At 46.8% G+C, this 18,592-nt stretch carries 16 protein-coding genes; 2 read left to right on the top strand and 14 right to left on the bottom strand.

All coding sequences use genetic code 11. The annotated features are described in order from the left end of the window. Positions 1 to 308: 308 nt before the first annotated feature. Entirely contained in the window at positions 309 to 482 is a 174-nt protein-coding gene (gene rpmF, locus BMW94_RS00250) for a 50S ribosomal protein L32 (protein WP_017689233.1), read from the bottom strand. A gap of 68 nt (positions 483 to 550) precedes the next feature. After that, positions 551 to 1,057, bottom strand: coding sequence for a YceD family protein (locus tag BMW94_RS00245; protein WP_024630170.1), 507 nt, complete (start codon positions 1,055 to 1,057; stop codon positions 551 to 553). Positions 1,058 to 1,541: 484 nt separating this feature from the next. Between BMW94_RS00245 and BMW94_RS00240 the strand changes: the two genes are divergently transcribed. Further along, positions 1,542 to 2,774 carry a nucleotidyltransferase gene (locus BMW94_RS00240; RefSeq protein WP_090993436.1) on the top strand — a complete coding sequence of 411 codons (1,233 nt, stop codon included), beginning with the start codon at positions 1,542 to 1,544 and terminating at the stop codon, positions 2,772 to 2,774. A gap of 301 nt (positions 2,775 to 3,075) precedes the next feature. On the opposite strand, the gene BMW94_RS00235 is transcribed toward BMW94_RS00240, so the two are convergent. Beyond that, positions 3,076 to 4,116 (bottom strand): SepM family pheromone-processing serine protease, encoded by a 1,041-nt coding sequence (locus BMW94_RS00235; RefSeq protein WP_090993434.1) that lies wholly within the window; start codon positions 4,114 to 4,116, stop codon positions 3,076 to 3,078. Between the two features lie 203 nt (positions 4,117 to 4,319). On the opposite strand from BMW94_RS00235, the gene BMW94_RS00230 reads away from it, so the two are divergent. Then, positions 4,320 to 5,576 (top strand): nucleoside recognition domain-containing protein, encoded by a 1,257-nt coding sequence (locus BMW94_RS00230; protein WP_090993432.1) that lies wholly within the window; start codon positions 4,320 to 4,322, stop codon positions 5,574 to 5,576. Here BMW94_RS00230 and coaD read toward each other — a convergent pair. From coaD to BMW94_RS00175, 11 genes are all read right to left on the bottom strand, one after another. Then, positions 5,554 to 6,060 (bottom strand): pantetheine-phosphate adenylyltransferase, encoded by a 507-nt coding sequence (gene coaD, locus BMW94_RS00225; RefSeq protein ID WP_090807427.1) that lies wholly within the window; start codon positions 6,058 to 6,060, stop codon positions 5,554 to 5,556. The two genes, BMW94_RS00230 and coaD, sit on opposite strands and share 23 nt — an antisense overlap. Position 6,061: 1 nt before the next feature. Further along, positions 6,062 to 6,673, bottom strand: coding sequence for a 16S rRNA (guanine(966)-N(2))-methyltransferase RsmD (rsmD, locus tag BMW94_RS00220; RefSeq protein ID WP_090993430.1), 612 nt, complete (start codon positions 6,671 to 6,673; stop codon positions 6,062 to 6,064). 342 nt (positions 6,674 to 7,015) lie between these two features. Continuing rightward, on the bottom strand, positions 7,016 to 7,441 hold the full coding sequence (locus BMW94_RS00215) for a hypothetical protein (RefSeq protein ID WP_090993428.1): 426 nt from the start codon (positions 7,439 to 7,441) through the stop codon (positions 7,016 to 7,018). A 1-nt stretch (position 7,442) separates the two neighbouring features. Beyond that, positions 7,443 to 7,742: a hypothetical protein gene (locus BMW94_RS00210; protein WP_139209279.1), complete on the bottom strand. Its 300-nt coding sequence runs from the start codon at positions 7,740 to 7,742 to the stop codon at positions 7,443 to 7,445. Positions 7,743 to 7,846: 104 nt separating this feature from the next. After that, entirely contained in the window at positions 7,847 to 8,152 is a 306-nt protein-coding gene (locus tag BMW94_RS00205; RefSeq protein ID WP_090993426.1) for a hypothetical protein, read from the bottom strand. Between the two features lie 141 nt (positions 8,153 to 8,293). After that, positions 8,294 to 11,341, bottom strand: a complete 3,048-nt coding sequence (locus BMW94_RS00200; RefSeq protein ID WP_090993424.1) for a beta-galactosidase, LacZ type — start codon at positions 11,339 to 11,341, stop codon at positions 8,294 to 8,296. Positions 11,342 to 11,500: 159 nt separating this feature from the next. After that, positions 11,501 to 12,331: a carbohydrate ABC transporter permease gene (locus BMW94_RS00195; RefSeq protein ID WP_090993422.1), complete on the bottom strand. Its 831-nt coding sequence runs from the start codon at positions 12,329 to 12,331 to the stop codon at positions 11,501 to 11,503. Further along, a complete protein-coding gene (locus BMW94_RS00190) occupies positions 12,324 to 13,223 on the bottom strand; it encodes a carbohydrate ABC transporter permease (RefSeq protein ID WP_090993420.1) in 900 nt (299 codons plus the stop codon). Before BMW94_RS00190 ends, BMW94_RS00195 begins: the two co-directional genes overlap by 8 nt. 132 nt (positions 13,224 to 13,355) lie before the next feature. Next, positions 13,356 to 14,648: an extracellular solute-binding protein gene (locus BMW94_RS00185; protein WP_090994202.1), complete on the bottom strand. Its 1,293-nt coding sequence runs from the start codon at positions 14,646 to 14,648 to the stop codon at positions 13,356 to 13,358. A gap of 361 nt (positions 14,649 to 15,009) precedes the next feature. Next, positions 15,010 to 16,779, bottom strand: coding sequence for a cache domain-containing sensor histidine kinase (locus BMW94_RS00180; RefSeq protein ID WP_090993418.1), 1,770 nt, complete (start codon positions 16,777 to 16,779; stop codon positions 15,010 to 15,012). A gap of 18 nt (positions 16,780 to 16,797) precedes the next feature. Next, positions 16,798 to 18,345, bottom strand: coding sequence for a response regulator transcription factor (locus BMW94_RS00175; RefSeq protein ID WP_090993416.1), 1,548 nt, complete (start codon positions 18,343 to 18,345; stop codon positions 16,798 to 16,800). Positions 18,346 to 18,592: the final 247 nt, after the last annotated feature.

Below are 18,592 nucleotides of genomic sequence, written 5' to 3'. Positions count from 1 at the left end.
GGTCGTTCTCACACGAATCATGGTCCATGTTTATGTAACGTCAAATCTTAGAACCTGGTACTAAACTATAGTATATCTCATCCCGTGTCAAAAAGAAAGGCTGGCTGAGCAAAAACAATCCTGCCTTGCAGAGCCTGGCTTCACAGCCCCAAACACAACCCGTAACGAGCCTTACTAAAATATCAAAAACATATATTGAACTATATTCAAGAAGATAGAATACAGATAGAGGTAGTCATTCTTGCGATGCTGTAGATCTAAAAAAAGTAGCACCTCATCGAAATGAAGTGCTACTTGATGTCTAGCTATTATTGAGAGATGATCTCTCTTGCTTTGTACGTTCCGCACACTTTGCACACGTGGTGACTAAGTTTAAGTTCGCCACATTGTTCACATTTCACCATGCCCGGTACAGCCAATTTAAAGTGAGTGCGACGTTTGTCGCGACGCGTCTTGGACGTTCTCCGTTGAGGTACTGCCATTATTCCCACCTCCTTATCAAAATCAACCTTTGCAGGTAGTTGTTACAATGTTCGATTTTCACTCATGCTCATTTAAAAAAATCCTTGAGCCCTGCAAGCCGCGGATCGATAACTTGGTTATCACAACCGCAGTCACCTTCGTTCAGCTCATGGCCACACTTGGGGCATAACCCTTTGCATGTATCGCTGCATAGCGGTATAAACGGAAGATCCAGCAGAAAAGCTTCCTCGGCATAACCTTTCAAATCAACGCTCTCTCCATCCACGTAGAAAGTATCGTCGTCTTCGGGCAATTCCTCTGGCTGTTTCCCCTGCTTGAATTGCTCATGAAAATCAATATGAAAATGTTCATTAATCGGCTTAAGACATCGGGAGCATAACATGTCCACTCCTGCTGTCAGTTTGCCATGAACATCCACAACGTCGCCCTCTCTGTATTCTGCAGATAAATCCGCAGTCAGCGGGGTAACGGCTGTGATATCCTGTCGGTTAGAAACCAGTTCCTTGATATCCCACTGTTCATTGAACTGCAGGGGTCGGTCACTGGTAGCCACTTTGCGAAATGGCATTAACATTTCCCATCACTCCAAACGAAACCAATCTCATAATGTAAGTTAAACGCCTTACGACAGTTATACAGGTCAAGCCTGACTCTTGCAACACATCATATTCCTGACTGTATGTATTCTGACGATTCATCGTTAAAAGTATTATGAAATTGACTTAACAAACAAAAATCATTATACCGATTTTTCAAGACGTTTGTCAACACTTTTAACTTTACACCCTTTTTGAAAATGACGAGCCTAATCCGCATTCGATCTCTGAACCATTATAGGCTTACTGTGAGTTAAACTACAAGTCATGCATTTTGAGGGTGGGTTCGGGCTATATCGACGAGAAGGATTCTTTTCTTTTTCGTTGTATACACTGCGATAGGATTTGAACAAAGGTATATCCATGTCCTATTATGGAACAAGATGAGCTCGTATATTATCGGGCTAGGAAGCGAACGATTTGTCCCCAATTGAATATTTACCGAAAGGAGCGCGTTCTCATATGAAAGCCGTTGGCGTCATTGTTGAATATAACCCTTTACATAACGGACATGTCTACCATCTGAGTGAAGCCAGACGGCTCAGTGGAGCAGACGTTGTTGTGGCTGTGATGAGCGGCCCTTTCCTCCAGCGCGGCGAACCCGCCATCGTGGGCAAAAGGGCGCGCACGGAGATGGCGCTGCATGCTGGCGCCGATCTGGTGATTGAACTGCCGGTTGCGTATGCTGTACAACCGGCTGAGTGGTTCGCCTTTGGTGCGGTGTCCCTGCTGCACCGCACAGGCGTGGTGGACTCGCTCTGCTTTGGCAGCGAGTCCGGCGACCTGGACAGCCTGCAGCGCATTGCGCGCGTGCTGGCTGTGGAGCCCGCAGGGCTGCGCGAGGATATCGCGCGCCGCCTGCGGGAAGGCGCCAGCTATCCCGCCGCGTACGCAGGTGCGGCGGCAGCGCTGGCGCCTGGCGGCGTCGATGCGGACGACGCCGCTGCACTGCTGGGGCAGCCCAACAATTCGCTTGGGCTGCACTACCTGATCGCGCTGCAACGGCTGAGCAGCGCGATCAAGCCCTTTACGGCGGCGCGTACCGGTGCCGCGTATCATGAGGCGACGCCCGGACCGGGGGCGATCGCCAGTGCAACCGCCGTCCGCCGCCTGCTGATGGCGGACGGGCCCGAAGCCGCCGCGCCATACGTGCCGGCGGCAACCCTTGCCATTCTGCGACGCGAATGGCAGGAAGGGCGCGCTCCCGTGCACTGGGAGCGCTTTGCACAGCCGCTGCTGCACATCGCGGCCACACGCCGTGCCCACGAGCTGGAGCAGATTGCCGAGGTCACGGAAGGACTCGAACACCGGTTGAGCCGTACGCTCGCTCAGCTCCCGGAGCCTTCAGTCGAGGCGTTGCTGAACGCACTCAAGACGAAACGCTACACCCGCACAAAGCTGCAGCGCATGCTGGCCCATATCCTGCTCAATCATACCAAGGCCGAATGTTCGCCCAAGAAGCTGGCTGAAGGGCCAGCATATCTTCGAGTGCTTGGGTTTAATGCACAAGGACAGGGCCTCTTGAAACAGATGAAAAAGACGGCTTCCCTGCCCGTTCTGCTGAAACCATCAACCTTTGTCCATAACCAGTTGGAGCTGGATGTACAAGCTCAGGCAGCATATGCCCTCGCCTGCGAACACACCAATACACGTATGATGTACAGTGACTACTTTGAACCACCTGTGAGACTCTAACTCTACGTTCAGTCCTTTCCATAGCTGGCTCAACATAAACGATTTTGAAGTCCTCAACACTACTCAATGGGATCAACTCATACGTTTTTTTGCCGGGTGCCCAAGCTTGTACCGGGATTGATGCAATCCTGAACTATTGGTATAAGCTAGATCAGACTCCCTTTAATAATCCGTTATTTAATATCGATTACTCAAACAAAATCCCCCTATTGCAACCGATTCGGCATCGTTGCAATAGGGGGATTTGAAATTATCCTACCATTCTTTATTCAAGGCATACTGCTGACTAATAATAATTGTTTTAGGATTTAACAGACAAGGTTTTCAGATAAGCCAGCGCATCATCCACCGTGCTGACAGGAATGAGTTTCATTTTGGTGCCGATCTGTTCAGCCTTGGCTTCGGCTTCTTTATAATTGTCCTTCGGTACAAAGAAAAATTCTGCTTCTTTCCGGTCCGCCGCAACAATTTTGTGCACAACTCCACCAATTGCGCCAACTACACCTTCTTTGTTAATGGTGCCAGTGCCAGCAATCCGGTGACCTTTCGTCAAATCTCCAGGGGTCAACTGATTGTAAATCTCCAGGGTGAACATCAGTCCGGCAGATGGACCACCTACCTGAGTATCCGTGAAGGATATCTGTTTATCCGGGTCTTCTGCTTTCACCTTCTGAACCGCTCCGATCATGACACCCAATGCCGGGCGACCTTCACCGGTTTTACTGTCTTTCACTTCAATCAATTGAACGTCGCGGCTGATGGTCTCTCCGCCTCGCTCCAATTGCATCTCAACCGTATCTCCGACCTTTTTGTTCTTTAACTGCTCAGACAGCACCGTATTGTCTGGAGTTGCCGTTCCGTCCACACCCAAAATAATATCTCCGGGCTCAATATCTCCCTTAGGCTTTGGATCTTCGGACAGCCCAAATACAAAAATATGCTCAGGAACAATGGAGTATTTCACTCCCGCGTGCTCATAAGCTGCCTCCATGGCCGAGGATTGTGAATCACTCATGAACCAGACCTGTTCGGCAGAATATTCCGCTTCGCTTTTGCCACGCAGCCGATCTTCTTTTTTATCCACTTGGGCATTTCGATTAAACAAGGAGGTTCCTAGTAAAAACACATTGGCGTATGTTGCCGACACTGTCGTCATCATAAACACACCGCGTTCTTCCTTATCCCCCTCTTTCACGGTAACCATGGGTTTTACTTCGTCGGCACTGCCAGGCATATAAATGATATATGGCGTTGGCATATATACCGCAACATAGACGACTAGAGCCACCACGATCACAAAGATCGAAGCTCTGAATCCGCCAGATTTCCGAATCCGATTCATTGCATGAGCCCCCGTTCTTTGCGTATCTTTCAATAATTATAAGTCTAACACTCTCATGCTTTTGCATACAATGGTACAGGCCGGATAGGCCGCTGTTTACAGTAGCTTACCCGGTCAAGGCCGAAGCGTCCACGGACGTCATTCGGCCGTCCACAACTAATCCTGGCCGAGTGTATGCGGCACGATCCATATGAGGTGAAACAATGACAATGCAGAGCGAAGTTACGGGCTCTGGACCGTTACGAACGGTACTTATGAGTACCGGCGCTTTATTGCTGGTAATTGCAGTAGTTGTATCTCCAAAAGATGCATTCGATGCCTCTATTCAAGGTTTGGACATTTGGTGGAAAATCATCTTTCCGGCCATGCTTCCATTCCTGATGTTATCCCAAATGCTGACTGCGTTCGGCTTTACCCACGCGCTTGGCGTCTTACTTGGGCCATTGATGCAGCGCTGGTTCCGTCTGCCGGGCAAAGCCGGACTGGCTATTGCTGTCGGCATGTGCGGCGGCTTTCCTGCTGGAGCTGATACCGCCTCCCGCTTAGTGCAGGATCAACAAATTACCGCCAAACAGGCGGGTATTGTCGCAGCAGCAGCTCATTTCGCCAATCCTTTGATGATTATACTTGTCATTGGTGCAGCTTTTCTTCACCAGCCTGTGGCCGGATATTTCCTTCTGATCGTTCATTGGGTTAGTGGCTGGATGGCCACCATGATCGGAGTACGACTCCTACCCAAGGAATCAAAAGGAGAAAAACAATCAACCGCAAACCCTTCTTCGTCCAAACGACGGAGCCTATGGTCGCAAATGATGCTTGCAGCCCGCGAAGCCCAGGAACGTGACGGACGCGGGTTCGGCAAATTGCTTGGTGACACGGTCTCCCAAGCTGTACAAACTTTAATGATGACCGGAGGATATATGATTGTGTTTGCCGTGTTTGTTCGGCTGCTCACTCTCTATATCACCCCCGGTACTTCAGTTGCTTTTTGGCCCTCACTGCTGGAACTGCATCTCGGAACTTATCACCTGAGTCAGAGCCCACTGACACCCGTTCTGCTAATGTCTTTGCTTGCGGCCATCCTCGGCTGGGGAGGTCTGTGCTCTCATCTGCAAGTCTCCGCCGTGCTGAAAGCTGCGGGACTTGCCACAACGTCCATGTTGTATTTTGCCGGAATCCGCCTGCTTCATGCATTGGTTGCATTTTTCATCAGCTTGATGCTGTGGCTGCCATTCAGCCGTTACAGTTCTGAAGTCTGGGCCACGTTTCAGAACAATCCGGGGAATGGTTTGACACCTTTCCTAACGAAGCAATCCCTGGTAGGCATGAACACCTCCGACATCATCAATGCCGTCTGGATTGGTTTCCCTGCTGCCTGTATCGGTCTGGCATTGCTGCTCACCGTCATGATCTGCCTGTCCGGGCTGACCTTCTGGTTTAACCGCCGGTTTTCTCGCTAATTTTCTGACGCAGCGCAGCTTCCACTTCAGGTGAGACCAGATCGGTGACATCTCCGTGGTAGTGGGCAATTTCCTTGACGATGCTGGAGCTCAGATAAGAATACTTCGGATTGGTCATCATAAAAATGGTCTCCGCATCCGGATTTAACTTGCTGTTCGTCGAAGCCAGCTGAAGCTCATATTCAAAATCCGTCACCGAGCGGATACCTCGGACAATGACCTGAGCATCTTTTTGCCGTACATAATTTGCCGTCAGATCACGGAAGCTATCCACCTCCACATTAGGCAGATGACTCGTGACTTCCGTAATAAGACTCTTGCGTTCTTCCACCGTAAATAATGGATTTTTGCTCATATTATTCAACACAGCCACGATGACGCGATCGAACTGCTTCGACGCCCGGGCAATAATGTCCAGATGGCCCATAGTTACGGGATCAAAACTGCCTGGATATACGGCAATTCGTTCCTGACGATGTATCATTTCACTCATGAGGAGCCTCCTCTTCCGCTGCGCTAGGTTCTCCATCTTCTGTTGTTGCAGCAGGTGCATAATAATAGATGGATACAGCGGTCTCCCCATACAATGCCTTGCGCGTTTGTTCAAACGGGCCGAATTGCTCAGGGTAATGATATTTGGATTCATATTCAAGCACAATGGTCGCTTCCGGTTCAAGCAGATCCAGTTCGTGCATCGTAAGCATTAACTCGTCCCCATTTTTCATACGGTAGGGTGGATCAAGAAATACGAGATCAAATTGTGTGCTTCGCTTGGCGAGCGCCTTCAATGCACGACTGGCATCATTCCGGTATATGGCCGCCTGATCTTCCAGCTTGGTTGCTTTCAGATTTGCACGGATCACTTCAATACTTTTCGATTCCAAGTCAACAAAAACAGCCTTGTCCATGCCGCGGCTCAGCGCCTCAATACCGAGACCTCCACTGCCTGCAAACAGATCCAATGCTGTGCCGCCCTCAAAATACGGGCCAATCATACTAAACAACGCTTCCTTCACCTTGTCGGTGGTTGGCCGCGTCCCTGTGCCAGGAACAGCCTTCAGCGGTCTGCCTTTCGCACTCCCAGATACCACTCTCACTGATGAGTCACCTTTTCTCTCTATGTAAGTTTATTGATAAAGCTATCGTACCACAATCGGGTTCAGTTTGAAAAATAGTCCGTCTTCTTTCTCGCCGAAATATTGTTGACGAATTGTTGACGCAAATGTATAAAAAGGAAACTTTCCGGCCATTATATAATTATCGACATCACAAGTGTCGTAGACAACCGCGGAGAAGACTTACGTTTCCCCATAAGCTCTTCGTCCGGTTTCTCCTCTCCCATGAAAAATAGGCCCTCGAAAGAGGGCCTATTTTTGTTATCCATTATTATGTACCATGACCGCATTGACCAATTATAAAACCGTTCCCCTCAGAAAACCTTATTCCCGATATTCATCCATACTGACCTCGAATTCGGATTGTAACCATCCAATATCTTTAAGCCATTCTTCCATGTCATTCATAAATTCCGTATGATCCAAGTGTTTGATCTTATACTTCTTCAGTTTGTCACTCAGAAAAACATAGAAATAATGACTCAACTCATAACGCTGTCTGCTTTTGCTAAACGTTTTATACTGATCCTCACTGGCCGTCATATCAAAGTAAATCGTATTGTCCTTCTTCGCATACCTGACCGTCGATTTTCTTTCATATTCTTCAGGCAGACATCTGAAAACAAAGAACAGCTCAATGCCACACGCTTGATATTTACGTTCTGCTTTATCAAACACAGGCTGCAATTCATCCGAAAGTGCGGCAACCTGTGTTAACCCTGAGGTGTCTGTCGACTTATCCAGTATCATATTAAAGTCCCTCTTTGTTCATCTCTTTGCTCATCTCTCTGTATTTCCGATTTGAACGGTGCAGGTTAATCATTGAAACCATAAGGAGAACTACAGGCAGCAACATATTCCATGACTGATTCTTAATCATCACAATAGCAAAGAACACCATTGCTGCCCATACCAATATTTCAATTGTTTCATACTTGGTTAACGTGCGCTTGAATGCTTTTCTGGAAATAAGACGAATTAGGAAATAAGCGATTAAGCAATAGAATGCGACCATTCCGAGTATGGCAATCAGGGCCAACAACATCTCCATGAACATGCCTCTCATCACCTCTCCACTTCATTACCTTAATTTTACCATATGAGCGAAAGAGTGTCATCGGAATGCTCCTGCCTGAACTCCACACCGCCCCTCATTTACTTCTCTTCACTAATCACTGTCGCGTTATAGATCACAATCCGTTTGCCATTCAGATCAAAAAGCACCTTATTTCCATACTCCGTATCTTGCAAATCAATCTTCCCCTCATACGTATGAATCAATTCTCCCGAATTACTGTATACGTTAACCACACGCTCCAGACCCCCGGAGTTGTTGGATCGCATCGTTTTCAGCGCACGTTCACCTGAAGCCGTATTAAAATACCAGATGAAGCATCCCACAATGATGCCTAGTATAACGAGTACTGTTACCCATACACCCGTCTTTGCTTTTCTGCTCAAAATAAGCCCCTCCTTTATCCATGTCCAGTACAGTACGAGACAGATACGGTAGCGGTTTCATAGCTCACCATCTGATAACAACAAACAGAGGCCCCCACTTGCGGAGACCTCTATCCTTTAGCTACATCTTATATAGCGCTATTACAGCGCACGAATGACAAATTCAAATTGCAGTTCGCTGTCCGAGGTGATGCGGTATTCCGGATGAACCGGTGCGCCCCAGCTATCGTCACCACCTACGCCCATTTGTTTGCCGGCTACCGTTACAACCGTATAATGCACCTGAGGCAGCTCATATGCATGTTGTGCATTCTCCAGCTCAAATGCCGTATATGGAGATACATTCAGCTCGACCGGAACTCCAGCCGATTCAATTTTGAAGCCACGTCCCGCGTTGTCGGTCAATTTAGCCCAACGTACACCGGTACGGTTGCCAGACTCTTGCGGTACAAGATATGGAGCAACGGTATCCGCTACCTTGCTGTCATGAATACCCAGACGAGCACCAAATGCACGGTCCGCATAGTTTTCTTCCGGTCCCTTCGCCAGCCATTCCACATTTTCAAACTCCGGCGAAGTTTTGAAGGAAAGCGCATGAATCGGAAGATCTGGCAGACCTGCCGCTCCTTTATACGTATTATGCACATGCACACTACCATCTGCACGCACGGTATAAGCCACTTTCACTTGTACATCTGCCGAAATATTAAGTTTGTACGTGAATTCGATTCGATATTGATCCGAATTTTGTTCTGCTTTCCAGTTCACACATCTAGGCAGCAGACTGGCAGCATACCAAGCCCCAAGCTCGAAGCCCATGGCAGTACCCTTATCATTATCGGTGGTCGCACGCCAGAACAACGGCATTGGAGGCTGTGCAATCGTCTCCTGCCCTGACAGTTTAAGAGATACCAAAGTTCCGAAAGCCTTGGAGAACAGGACATGGGTTTGGCCTACCCTTACCCCGATATTAACATCCCCTTCAACGACCTGAATTTCATTGGTCAGGTTCAGATCCGACACCGCAGTTTCCGACTTGTCATGAGTGAATATAAACTGTCCAAAGGCAACTTCCTCGCCTTTTTCTGCCCATAATGTTGCTGCTTTTAATACAAACGCGGTATTCACTGCGTATTCCCCACCAGCAAGAGATTGCACATCAAGTGGAAGCTTCACAATGGTCTCGCTTTGCGGACCCACATTTACCTCCAGCGTTTCACGCAGCACTTCGTGACCTTCACGATCCAGACTGTATACCAGTTCGAACTCAGACGTGTCCGCAAATAGATTATCGTTAACGATTTTCACACCTTCCCGATCCGGGAACAGCTTGATGTTTTGGTAAAGGAATTTGACTTCCTGCATCTTGGCAGACACTTTGCGGTCTGCGTGCACAATGCCGTCTCCACAGAACGAATAGTCCGAAGGACGATCACCGAAATCTCCGCCATAAGCAAGGAACTCTTTGCCGTAACGATCTTTTTTGTAGATGGCTTGATCAATGTAATCCCAAATGAAGCCGCCCTGGTACATCGGATACTTGTCTTCCAGCTCCGTATATTTATGCATACCGCCAATGGAGTTACCCATGGCATGCATGTACTCACAGCTGATATATGGTTTTTCCGGATTCGCATTCAAGAATTCCTCAATGTCCGCCGGTTTGGCATACATGCGTGATTCCATATCACTCGTCTCGTTGAAGCGACGATCGTGGAACACACCTTCATAATGAACAAGACGTGTAGGATCAGCCGATTTGAAATATTGCGACACTTTATAGATCACTTCACCACCATGAGACTCGTTACCACAAGACCAGATCAGGATGGACGGATGGTTTTTGTCCCGCTCTACCATTGACACTGCACGATCCATAACAATATCATGCCACTCTGGACGATCGCCAGGAATAACCCATGAAGGCTCAACTGCACCCAGTTTCTGCCATGATCCGTGCGTCTCCAGGTTCATTTCATCAATCACATACAATCCATATTCATCACACAGTTCATACCATAGGCTTTGGTTTGGATAGTGCGATGTACGCACAGCGTTCATATTGTTTTGTTTAATCGTCCTCACATCCCAAAGCATGTCTTCCTTGGTTACAGCACGTCCGCGACGCGGATTGAATTCGTGACGGTTTACCCCTTTGAAAACAATACGTTTACCGTTGATGTGTATCACTTTGTCGATCATTTCAAATGTACGGAAGCCAACGGCCTGAGGTACAACCTCCAACAGCTCGCCTGCTGCATCATATACTTGAATGTATAGACGATACAGGTAAGGAATCTCTGCGCTCCACAAGTTTACTTGGCCAATCTCTTCACGAAGACTCACCAGACCATTGGTAACTTCAATCCCGCCAAATGTTTTCACCGTGTTGCCTTCAGCATCACGCAGTTCAGCCTTCACTTTGGCTCCATCAGCGGCTTTCCCTTCAAGCTTGAGATCCACGTTTAACGTACCATGGTTATAAGACTTGTCCAGATCCGTCACAACCCGCACATCGCGAATATGCGCAGCCGGCACAGTATACAGATACACATCTCTGAAAATGCCGGAGAACCGCCAGAAATCCTGATCCTCCAACCAACTGCCTGTGCTGCGTTGATACACTTCCACAGCCAGTTTATTCTCTCCGTCCTGCAGGAATGGAGTCAGATCAAAATCGGATGGCGTAAAGCTGTCTTCCCCGTATCCGACGAACTGTCCGTTAAGCCATACATAGAATGCCGATTCTACACCCTGAAACGAAATATATACCGGACTGTTCTGCCAGCCTGTTGGCAAATGGAAGGTGCGAATATAACTGCCTACCGGGTTTTGGTCCTGCGGTAATGCAGGCGGACGCAGATCGTTTAACCCATCCCAAGGGTATTGCGTATTAACGTATTGAATTTGACCGTACCCTTGGAGCTGAATATGCCCCGGCACTTCGATATCATCCCAACCTGCACTGGAGAATTCCTGCTTATAGAATGCTTCGGGGCGGCAATCCGGACGGATCGCATAATTAAATTTCCACGTTCCATTGAGATCGTAGCGCATAGCCATTGCACCGGATGCTTTGGCTTCTTCCATAGTACGGTAATAGCGATGATCCGAGTATGCGTTAAGGCGGTTTACTTCAAAAACGCTTACATCGCCCAGCCAGTTGATATCTGCATGTGTTGCTTTCATTCGGCTCTCTCTCCCTCTTGAAACAAATATATTGATTATTTATTCAGTACAGACTCTTGTTTTCCTTTTCCAAAAACCACAAACAATCCTTGACAAACAGAAAGGCAGAGGCACGCCTGCGGCGGCCTCCACTCTCATGCGGGACTGAACGTTATTCCATTATTTCACAGAACCAACCATTCCGGCGACAAAATGTTTCTGCATAATGAAGAATACGATTGCTGTCGGCATCGTGGCAATAACGATCGCTGTCATAATTACGCCATAATCTGGAGCGTATCCCGAACCGAGATTGGAAATCAGCAGCGGAATCGTTTGTTGGTCAGGCGTTTGCAACACAATCAGCGGCCACAGATAGTTGTTCCAGCTGCTCATGAATGTGATAATCGCTGCTGCTGCGTAAGTTGTTTTCATCGTTGGCATGTAAATCTTCAAGAAGATCCCCAGCTCGCTCAGTCCATCAATACGTCCAGCTTCAAGCAGATCTTTCGGGAACATTTTGGTGTTCTGACGGAAGAAGAAGATCAGAAACGCTGTCGTAATGGTTGGCAAAATGACGGATGCCATGGTGTTGATCCCGATGACCGGTGTAACACTTGAGATCGTTGCAAACATACGGTACAGAGGCACCATAATCGCTGCGAACGGAATCATCATGGATAACAACAAGATGTTGAACACAACATCACGCGATTTCGTACGATATACCTCAAAGCCATAACCTGCCATCGAACCAATCAGCAGAGCCAGAACCGTTGAGACAACGGAGATAATAGCCGAGTTCCCCAGAGCCTGCACCAGATTGGTCGAGTCAATCAGTTTGTTGAAGTTATCAAGGAAAGCCGAACCTGGCAGCAATCTGCCTTTGGTAACATCGACAGATGCATTTGTAGAGCTGACCAGCATCCAGAAAAATGGAAAAATGGATACAAAGGCGACGATGGATAGGAAGACGTAAGTGAAAATCCGTTTTGCTTTAGCTTTAGCCATTTTTATTATCACCTGCCACTTTAAACTGGATGATGGACAATATTATGATCAAAATTACGATGGAATAAGAAACGGTTGCCGCATATCCGAAGTCCGGTGAATATTTGAACGAAAGGTTGTAGATATATTGCGAAATGGACATGGTCGCGTTACCCGGACCACCTTTGGTAATGTTCATAATCTCATCAAAGATCTGCAAGGTACCGATGGTCGATGTAATCGATGTGAAGAGGATGATCGGTTTGAGCAAAGGTACGGTAATTTTGAAAAATTGGGTGAATGCATTTGCTCCGTCAATTCTGGCTGCTTCATAGATCGATTGATCGATATTTTGCAGAGATGACAGATAGAAAATCATGTTATATCCGGTCCAACGCCAAGTAACGGCGATTATGATCGTAATTTTAGCCCAGAACGGGTCCGTGATCCATTGAATTGGAGTGCCGATGATGTGCAAGCTCAACAACGCCTGGTTCACCATACCATCCGGTGCAAACAAATATTTGAATACAACCGAGTAAGCTACGAGTGAAGTAACACAAGGCAAGAAAATGGCTGTACGGAAAAAGCTGCGGAAACGCAGTGTGCTGTCATTTAGCAATACGGAAATGAACAAACCGAGAATAATCATTACAGGTACTTGAATGATCAAGTAAATGAACGTATTTGATAATGCTGTACGGAACGTTGTGTCAACCAACAATCTCTTGTAGTTCGCAAGGCCCGAAAATTCAAGGTTGGCACCTTTGCCAGACTTGAATGATAAGAGCAGCGCTTGAATCATCGGATAGAAGTAAAAGGCTACAATTCCGACAACAGCCAGCAAAACAAAAGCCCATCCAGTCAAATTATTTTTCTTTTGGAGACTGTCTCCTGTATTTATGGCTTTCACAGTATGGCTCCTCTCTCTCCATGGAACATGGGTAGAACCTACAGAGCCTCTCGCCTTGTCCGGTTCAGCTTGCGCCAGACAAGGGAGACGGCTCCGATGTTACCTTGGGTTCTATAAGTTACCTTGGGTATCTTAGTTTAATTGTGCTTCAGCTTGTTTTTGTGCATCGGCTAGAACGTCATCAATTGATTTACCGTTCAGGTACGCTTGCATTTCAACAACCAGAATGTCTTCAATTGCATATGTGTTACTGCCGTAGTTTACATTCGGGATTTCTTTAGTCCATGCTGCAAAATCACTAAAGATTTTTTGACCACCGAAGAACTCGTCTGCCTTGTTGTATGCATCACCATCTACAGCCGGTTTGTACGTACCGATGGCACCAATGTTCGTCAACAAGTCTTGATACAGTTGTTTGTCAGAACCAAATGTTTTTGCCAGGAAGTCAGCTGCTTGATCTGCACCAGGAACGTTATTCATAACATACCAGGAGCTACCACCCAGGTTGGATGCGTGTACAGAGTTTGGTTGGCCAGCCATTTTTGGCATTGGAGCTACAGCCCATTTACCGGATTGGGAAGCTTCTTGACGTACAGATGGTGAGAACCAGTTACCTGTAGGAATTGTTGCTATGCTACCGTTATTGGCGTTGGCAACGAATTGACTCCAGTCAGAGTGCAATTTAACAATGTTGGCATCCATCATTTTTTTGTACGTTTCGAAAGCTTCTTTCAATGCAGGGTTACTGCTAATGTCAGGTGTCTTGCCATCTTCCGCAGTGTACCATTTGCCCGCTGTTTGGATCATCATGCGAATGATTCCAAGATCATTCGGGTCAAGAGACAGCAGCTCTTTACCTGTTTTTGCTTTTACGTCTTTACCGATTTGGATGTAATCATCCCAAGTGATGTCTTGCAAGTCAGCAGCCTTGTAGCCCGCTTGTTCCAGCAAATCCGTTCTGTAGTACAAACCTGCTACGCCAGAGTCAAACGGTACGCCGTATTGTTTGCCTTCATACGAAGTTGGTCCAATTTTGTAATCTGCAAAATCGGAAGCTTTGATTGTAGAAGACAAATCTTTGAATGCATCAGGATATGCACTCAGGAAGCTTTGTGAACGATAGTCCTCAATCAGAACGATGTTAGGAAGACCGCTGCTTGTTCCAGAGTTCAGGCCTGTATTCAGCTTCTGAATAATAGCATCTTGAGCATTCTCAATGATGTTGATTTTCAGATCGGGATTTTGTTTCTGATATGCTTCTTTTGCTGTTTCAAGTGCAGCAACGTTAAATGCTTTGTCCCAAGCCCAAATTGTGATCTCGTTTGTTTTTTCGTCACCACCGCTAGCCGTTTTGCCTCCACCGCCGGATGAACATGCGGACAACAACAGGACAGTAGCGAGCATCAATACCCACATTTTTTTCAAATCATTCAACTCCCCTTCAACCTCTTTGTGTGTAATTTGTTTGCGTTTTCTGAAAGCGGTTGCTTTCGATGTAATCATCTTATCATTCCCAAATCGTCATTCGTTAGTAATAATTTTGTGCTGATTTGTCATCTTATTGCCACAATGAAAACCTTTACAGAAACCGCTTGCATTAATTTTGGATTATGGTAATTTCTTTTGAATTTGTACTTTCTCCATCTAAAATGTTTACCAATGATCCTTTTTGCTTCATCGGATAGATATTATTTTGCATTAAAAAGAGCCCTCCTATTCTGCTACAATGCAGCGTTCGGAAGACTCTTTCGGAGCGGTCTATCAAGATTTGCAGCTCGTTGTGACATTATTGAGTGATTAAAGGGAGCGTCACCGTCACTCTGGTTCCCTCGCCAGGCGTGCTCATGATCGTAACTCCGTATGGCGTACCATAGAGCAGTTGAATCCGGTCGTGAACATTACGTATACCGATTCCACTAAACAGCTGTCGATTGTTCTTCGGATTGGGCAGCGACTCTCCCATGGAGAATCCCTCAATCCCATCGCCATTGTCCATAATCTCACAGATCAGTGATTCACCTGCTCTGGACACCAGCACATGAATCGTTCCTGTATCCTTCTTGATAAAGGCATGGAAGAACGCATTCTCGATAAAGGGCTGAATCACCAGCTTGGGCACATGATATTGGGTACAATCCGGAGATATATAAAAAGCTGCCTTGATCCGTCCACCGTACCTGACGTGATTAATGAACACATAATTTTTTAAATTCTCCACTTCCTGCTCCACCGTGACCGTCTCACTTACGTCGCTAATCGTATTTTGCAGGAGCGAGATCAATGCGTTGATGGTCTCGGCTGCACGATCCTTATTGCCTTGCTGTACCAGCACCTTAACCGAAGCAAGTGTATTGTACAGAAAATGCGGATTAATCTGGCTCTGTAAAGCAGCAAGCTCCGCATTTCGTTGCTCACGTTGAGTCAACACCAGTTGATCCACATAATCATGCAGTTCGTCCAGCATGTAATTGTACGCATGACTCAGTTGTCGGCTCTCATAGCTGCCACTGACCGGAATATAATTATCCAGATCACTTTTCGTAATATTGGACATCTGTTTCACCAGCCTGCGGAGCGATTTGGTAATCTGATTCGTAATAAGAAACACCAGCACAAGGGCCCCTGCAACGATAGCCGTACAGATGAGGGCAATGGTCTTCATATCCAGCAGTTGTCCCATCGCCTGCTTCTTATCGACCACATTGACGATATAGAAGCGATAAATGGGTAAGTATTCCGACAGAACAACGCTATCTTGCTCCATTACATGTGCGTTAACCCCTTTACTGTTATCATTGCCCATTTGTCTCGCATACGATAGCAGTTCCAATTGCCGAGTCCCGATCCAATCTTCCCGATTGGAGGAAACAATCTCCCCGTTTTCGTTCAGGATGACCACATCATTGCCCCTGCTCGTAAAGCTGCTGTAGAACTGACGGAACATACGCTCTCTCATCGTGACGTATAACATGCCATACATGCTGCCCTGGCTTCGATTGGTCAGCGCTTTGGTCGCGGATATCATCTGTTCTGAACCCGAGCCCTCGTCGAGACGATAATCATCGAAAATCAATCGGCTGGGCAGCTTGGTCGCCTCCATCGTAATAGGCATCTGTTTCAGATCGTCGACCGACATGCTCAAGTGAGAACGATCGGTTGAATACGTGCGTCCGTTGATGCCACTGATCGTGATGCCTACCTCATACGATTCGGTGATGGTCTGAATTCGATCCATCGCCTCGCGCATATGATAGTAGGACTTCGCCATTGTAAGTGAATCGCCCTCACCTTCGGACAAAAAGCCGCGGATCGAGCCGCTCTGGCTCACATTGTTGGCTACCGCTGCGATCGCATCATTAAATGATTCAAAATTCGTTTTGATCTGGTTCAGCACTTTGGAATTGGTAATGCTGAACGTCTCGGTAAACAGTCGGGTCGACATGTGAATGGTCGTCCACAGGATAAGTACCGACACGAGAACAATGCTGATCACCATAACCAGAAACAATTTTGGAAACAATCCAAGACGGGATAACGCATTCATCCATTTCTTCATCGTTTTGCCCTTCTAACTTCATGCCCAGAACTTGCGCCGGTATCGGCTTGGAGACAGTCCGGTAAATTTTTTGAACACCTTGCAGAAATAGCTATGGTCTGAATAACCCACCATGCTGCTGATTTCAGAGATTGTAACATGATCTGATCGCAGAAGTTCCTCTGCCTTTTCAATTCGAATTTTATTTAAATATTCGTTAAAGCCTTCTTTTTTGTGTGAAGAGAAATAACTGGACAAGTACGATGGATTAAAATGAAAATGCTTCGCGACTTCGGCAAGTCCGAGTGGCTGATCAAAGTGCTCATGCATATAGTCCAGCAGCATTTTCATATTCGGATCACTACGTCGTCCACCTTCTCCACTCGTGCACTCCTGTACCTCAGCCATGAACTGATCCAGTACCTTCATCGCTTCTGTCAGACTGGAAGCGCCATCCACATGTTTGAAATAAGCATACTTACTCTCTTCCAGCGCAACAGACTGCACATCCATATCTGCCAGGGTAATGGTCACGTTAAAGATCAGATTGCCCAGAAAGGACTTGATTTCAAACACATCAGCAATGTAATCCCGTCCCAACGTAAGGGCATGCTCCTGCAAATATTCTCTTGCCGCTTCAGTTCGATTTCGCTTCACATGCTGCAAAAACATGTTCACATTGAACTGATACCCCGCAGGATGAAGAGGAGGAAGTTCGCCATACACCAGAATAGATCGGTCCTCATAATAAAAGCGATACTCCATGAGCTTGATCAGACGTGTTCGATATACGTTTCCCATCTCTTCAAATGAAGAGAAACTATCGCTCAGTACCCAGCAAGTTCCGTCCTGTCCATCCTTCTTCTCGCTGGCCAACTCCTTGATCCGCTGCAACATCCATTCATCCTTGGCAGGCTCGACATTAAGGAGAACCACTGGCGAGGTGCCTTCGGCCGGAACGATTGCCCACTCCATGTCGGGGAGCTGATCCCGTAACCTGGACTCCAGGTGCTCTTTATCCAGCTTGTGCACATGTGTGTGTGTATCCTGCGGCTTATATACGAGTAAGCGGAAGCATTGGTGGGGAAACGTCTCCCTTATGATATGCATCTCATTTTCCGCATCCAACGTAAATCCGGACAGCATCTTTTCCATCAGTTGTCCGAGCCTCCACCCATCATGTGAAGGCTCAAACTGCAATTCGGGAATTTTGCCAGCTGTACGCTGAAGTACTTGTAATAATTCATTGGTATCCAGTTTCGGTTTCAATATATAGTCTGCTGCTCCATTCTGAAGCGTTGAACGTACATATTCAAATTCACTGAAGCTGCTAAGTACGATAACCTCAATCTGCGGATGGCTGGCTTTTAACGTCCGGACAAATGTTTCCCCATCCATTACAGGCATCACAATGTCCGTAATGACAATATCCGGCTGTAATAACTGTACCTGCTCAAGCCCCTCTTCCCCATTGGAAGCTTCACCTACAATCTGAAAACCTTCAGCTTCCCAGTTCATATGGTGCTTAATGCCTTGCCTTACAAGAAACTCATCGTCAACAATCAGCACCTTACACAACCGGTTCATGACCCTTGACCCCCTTGTCTAATCTTTCATCTATGTCTGTACAGGTTACACCATCATATATCGGATAGAATGGCCTCCCCGTGTTAACGGTTACATTATTTTAAAAGTTTTGTACTTCTTTTTATATCTCAAAACGAACGTTTAAGCAATGGAAACTCTCTTTAGTGTACACTATATTTCGACAAAATAAGAAGCCTCAGCCCGCCATGAATCATTTTCGGCGAGCCAGGACTTCTTATCGATGTAC

The organism is Paenibacillus sp. OK003, from assembly GCF_900109515.1.
Classification (GTDB): Bacteria; Bacillota; Bacilli; order Paenibacillales; family Paenibacillaceae; genus Paenibacillus; species Paenibacillus marchantiae.
The sequence above is the reverse complement of the archived record's forward strand: the minus strand, read 5'-3'. Positions and strand labels throughout refer to the sequence as shown.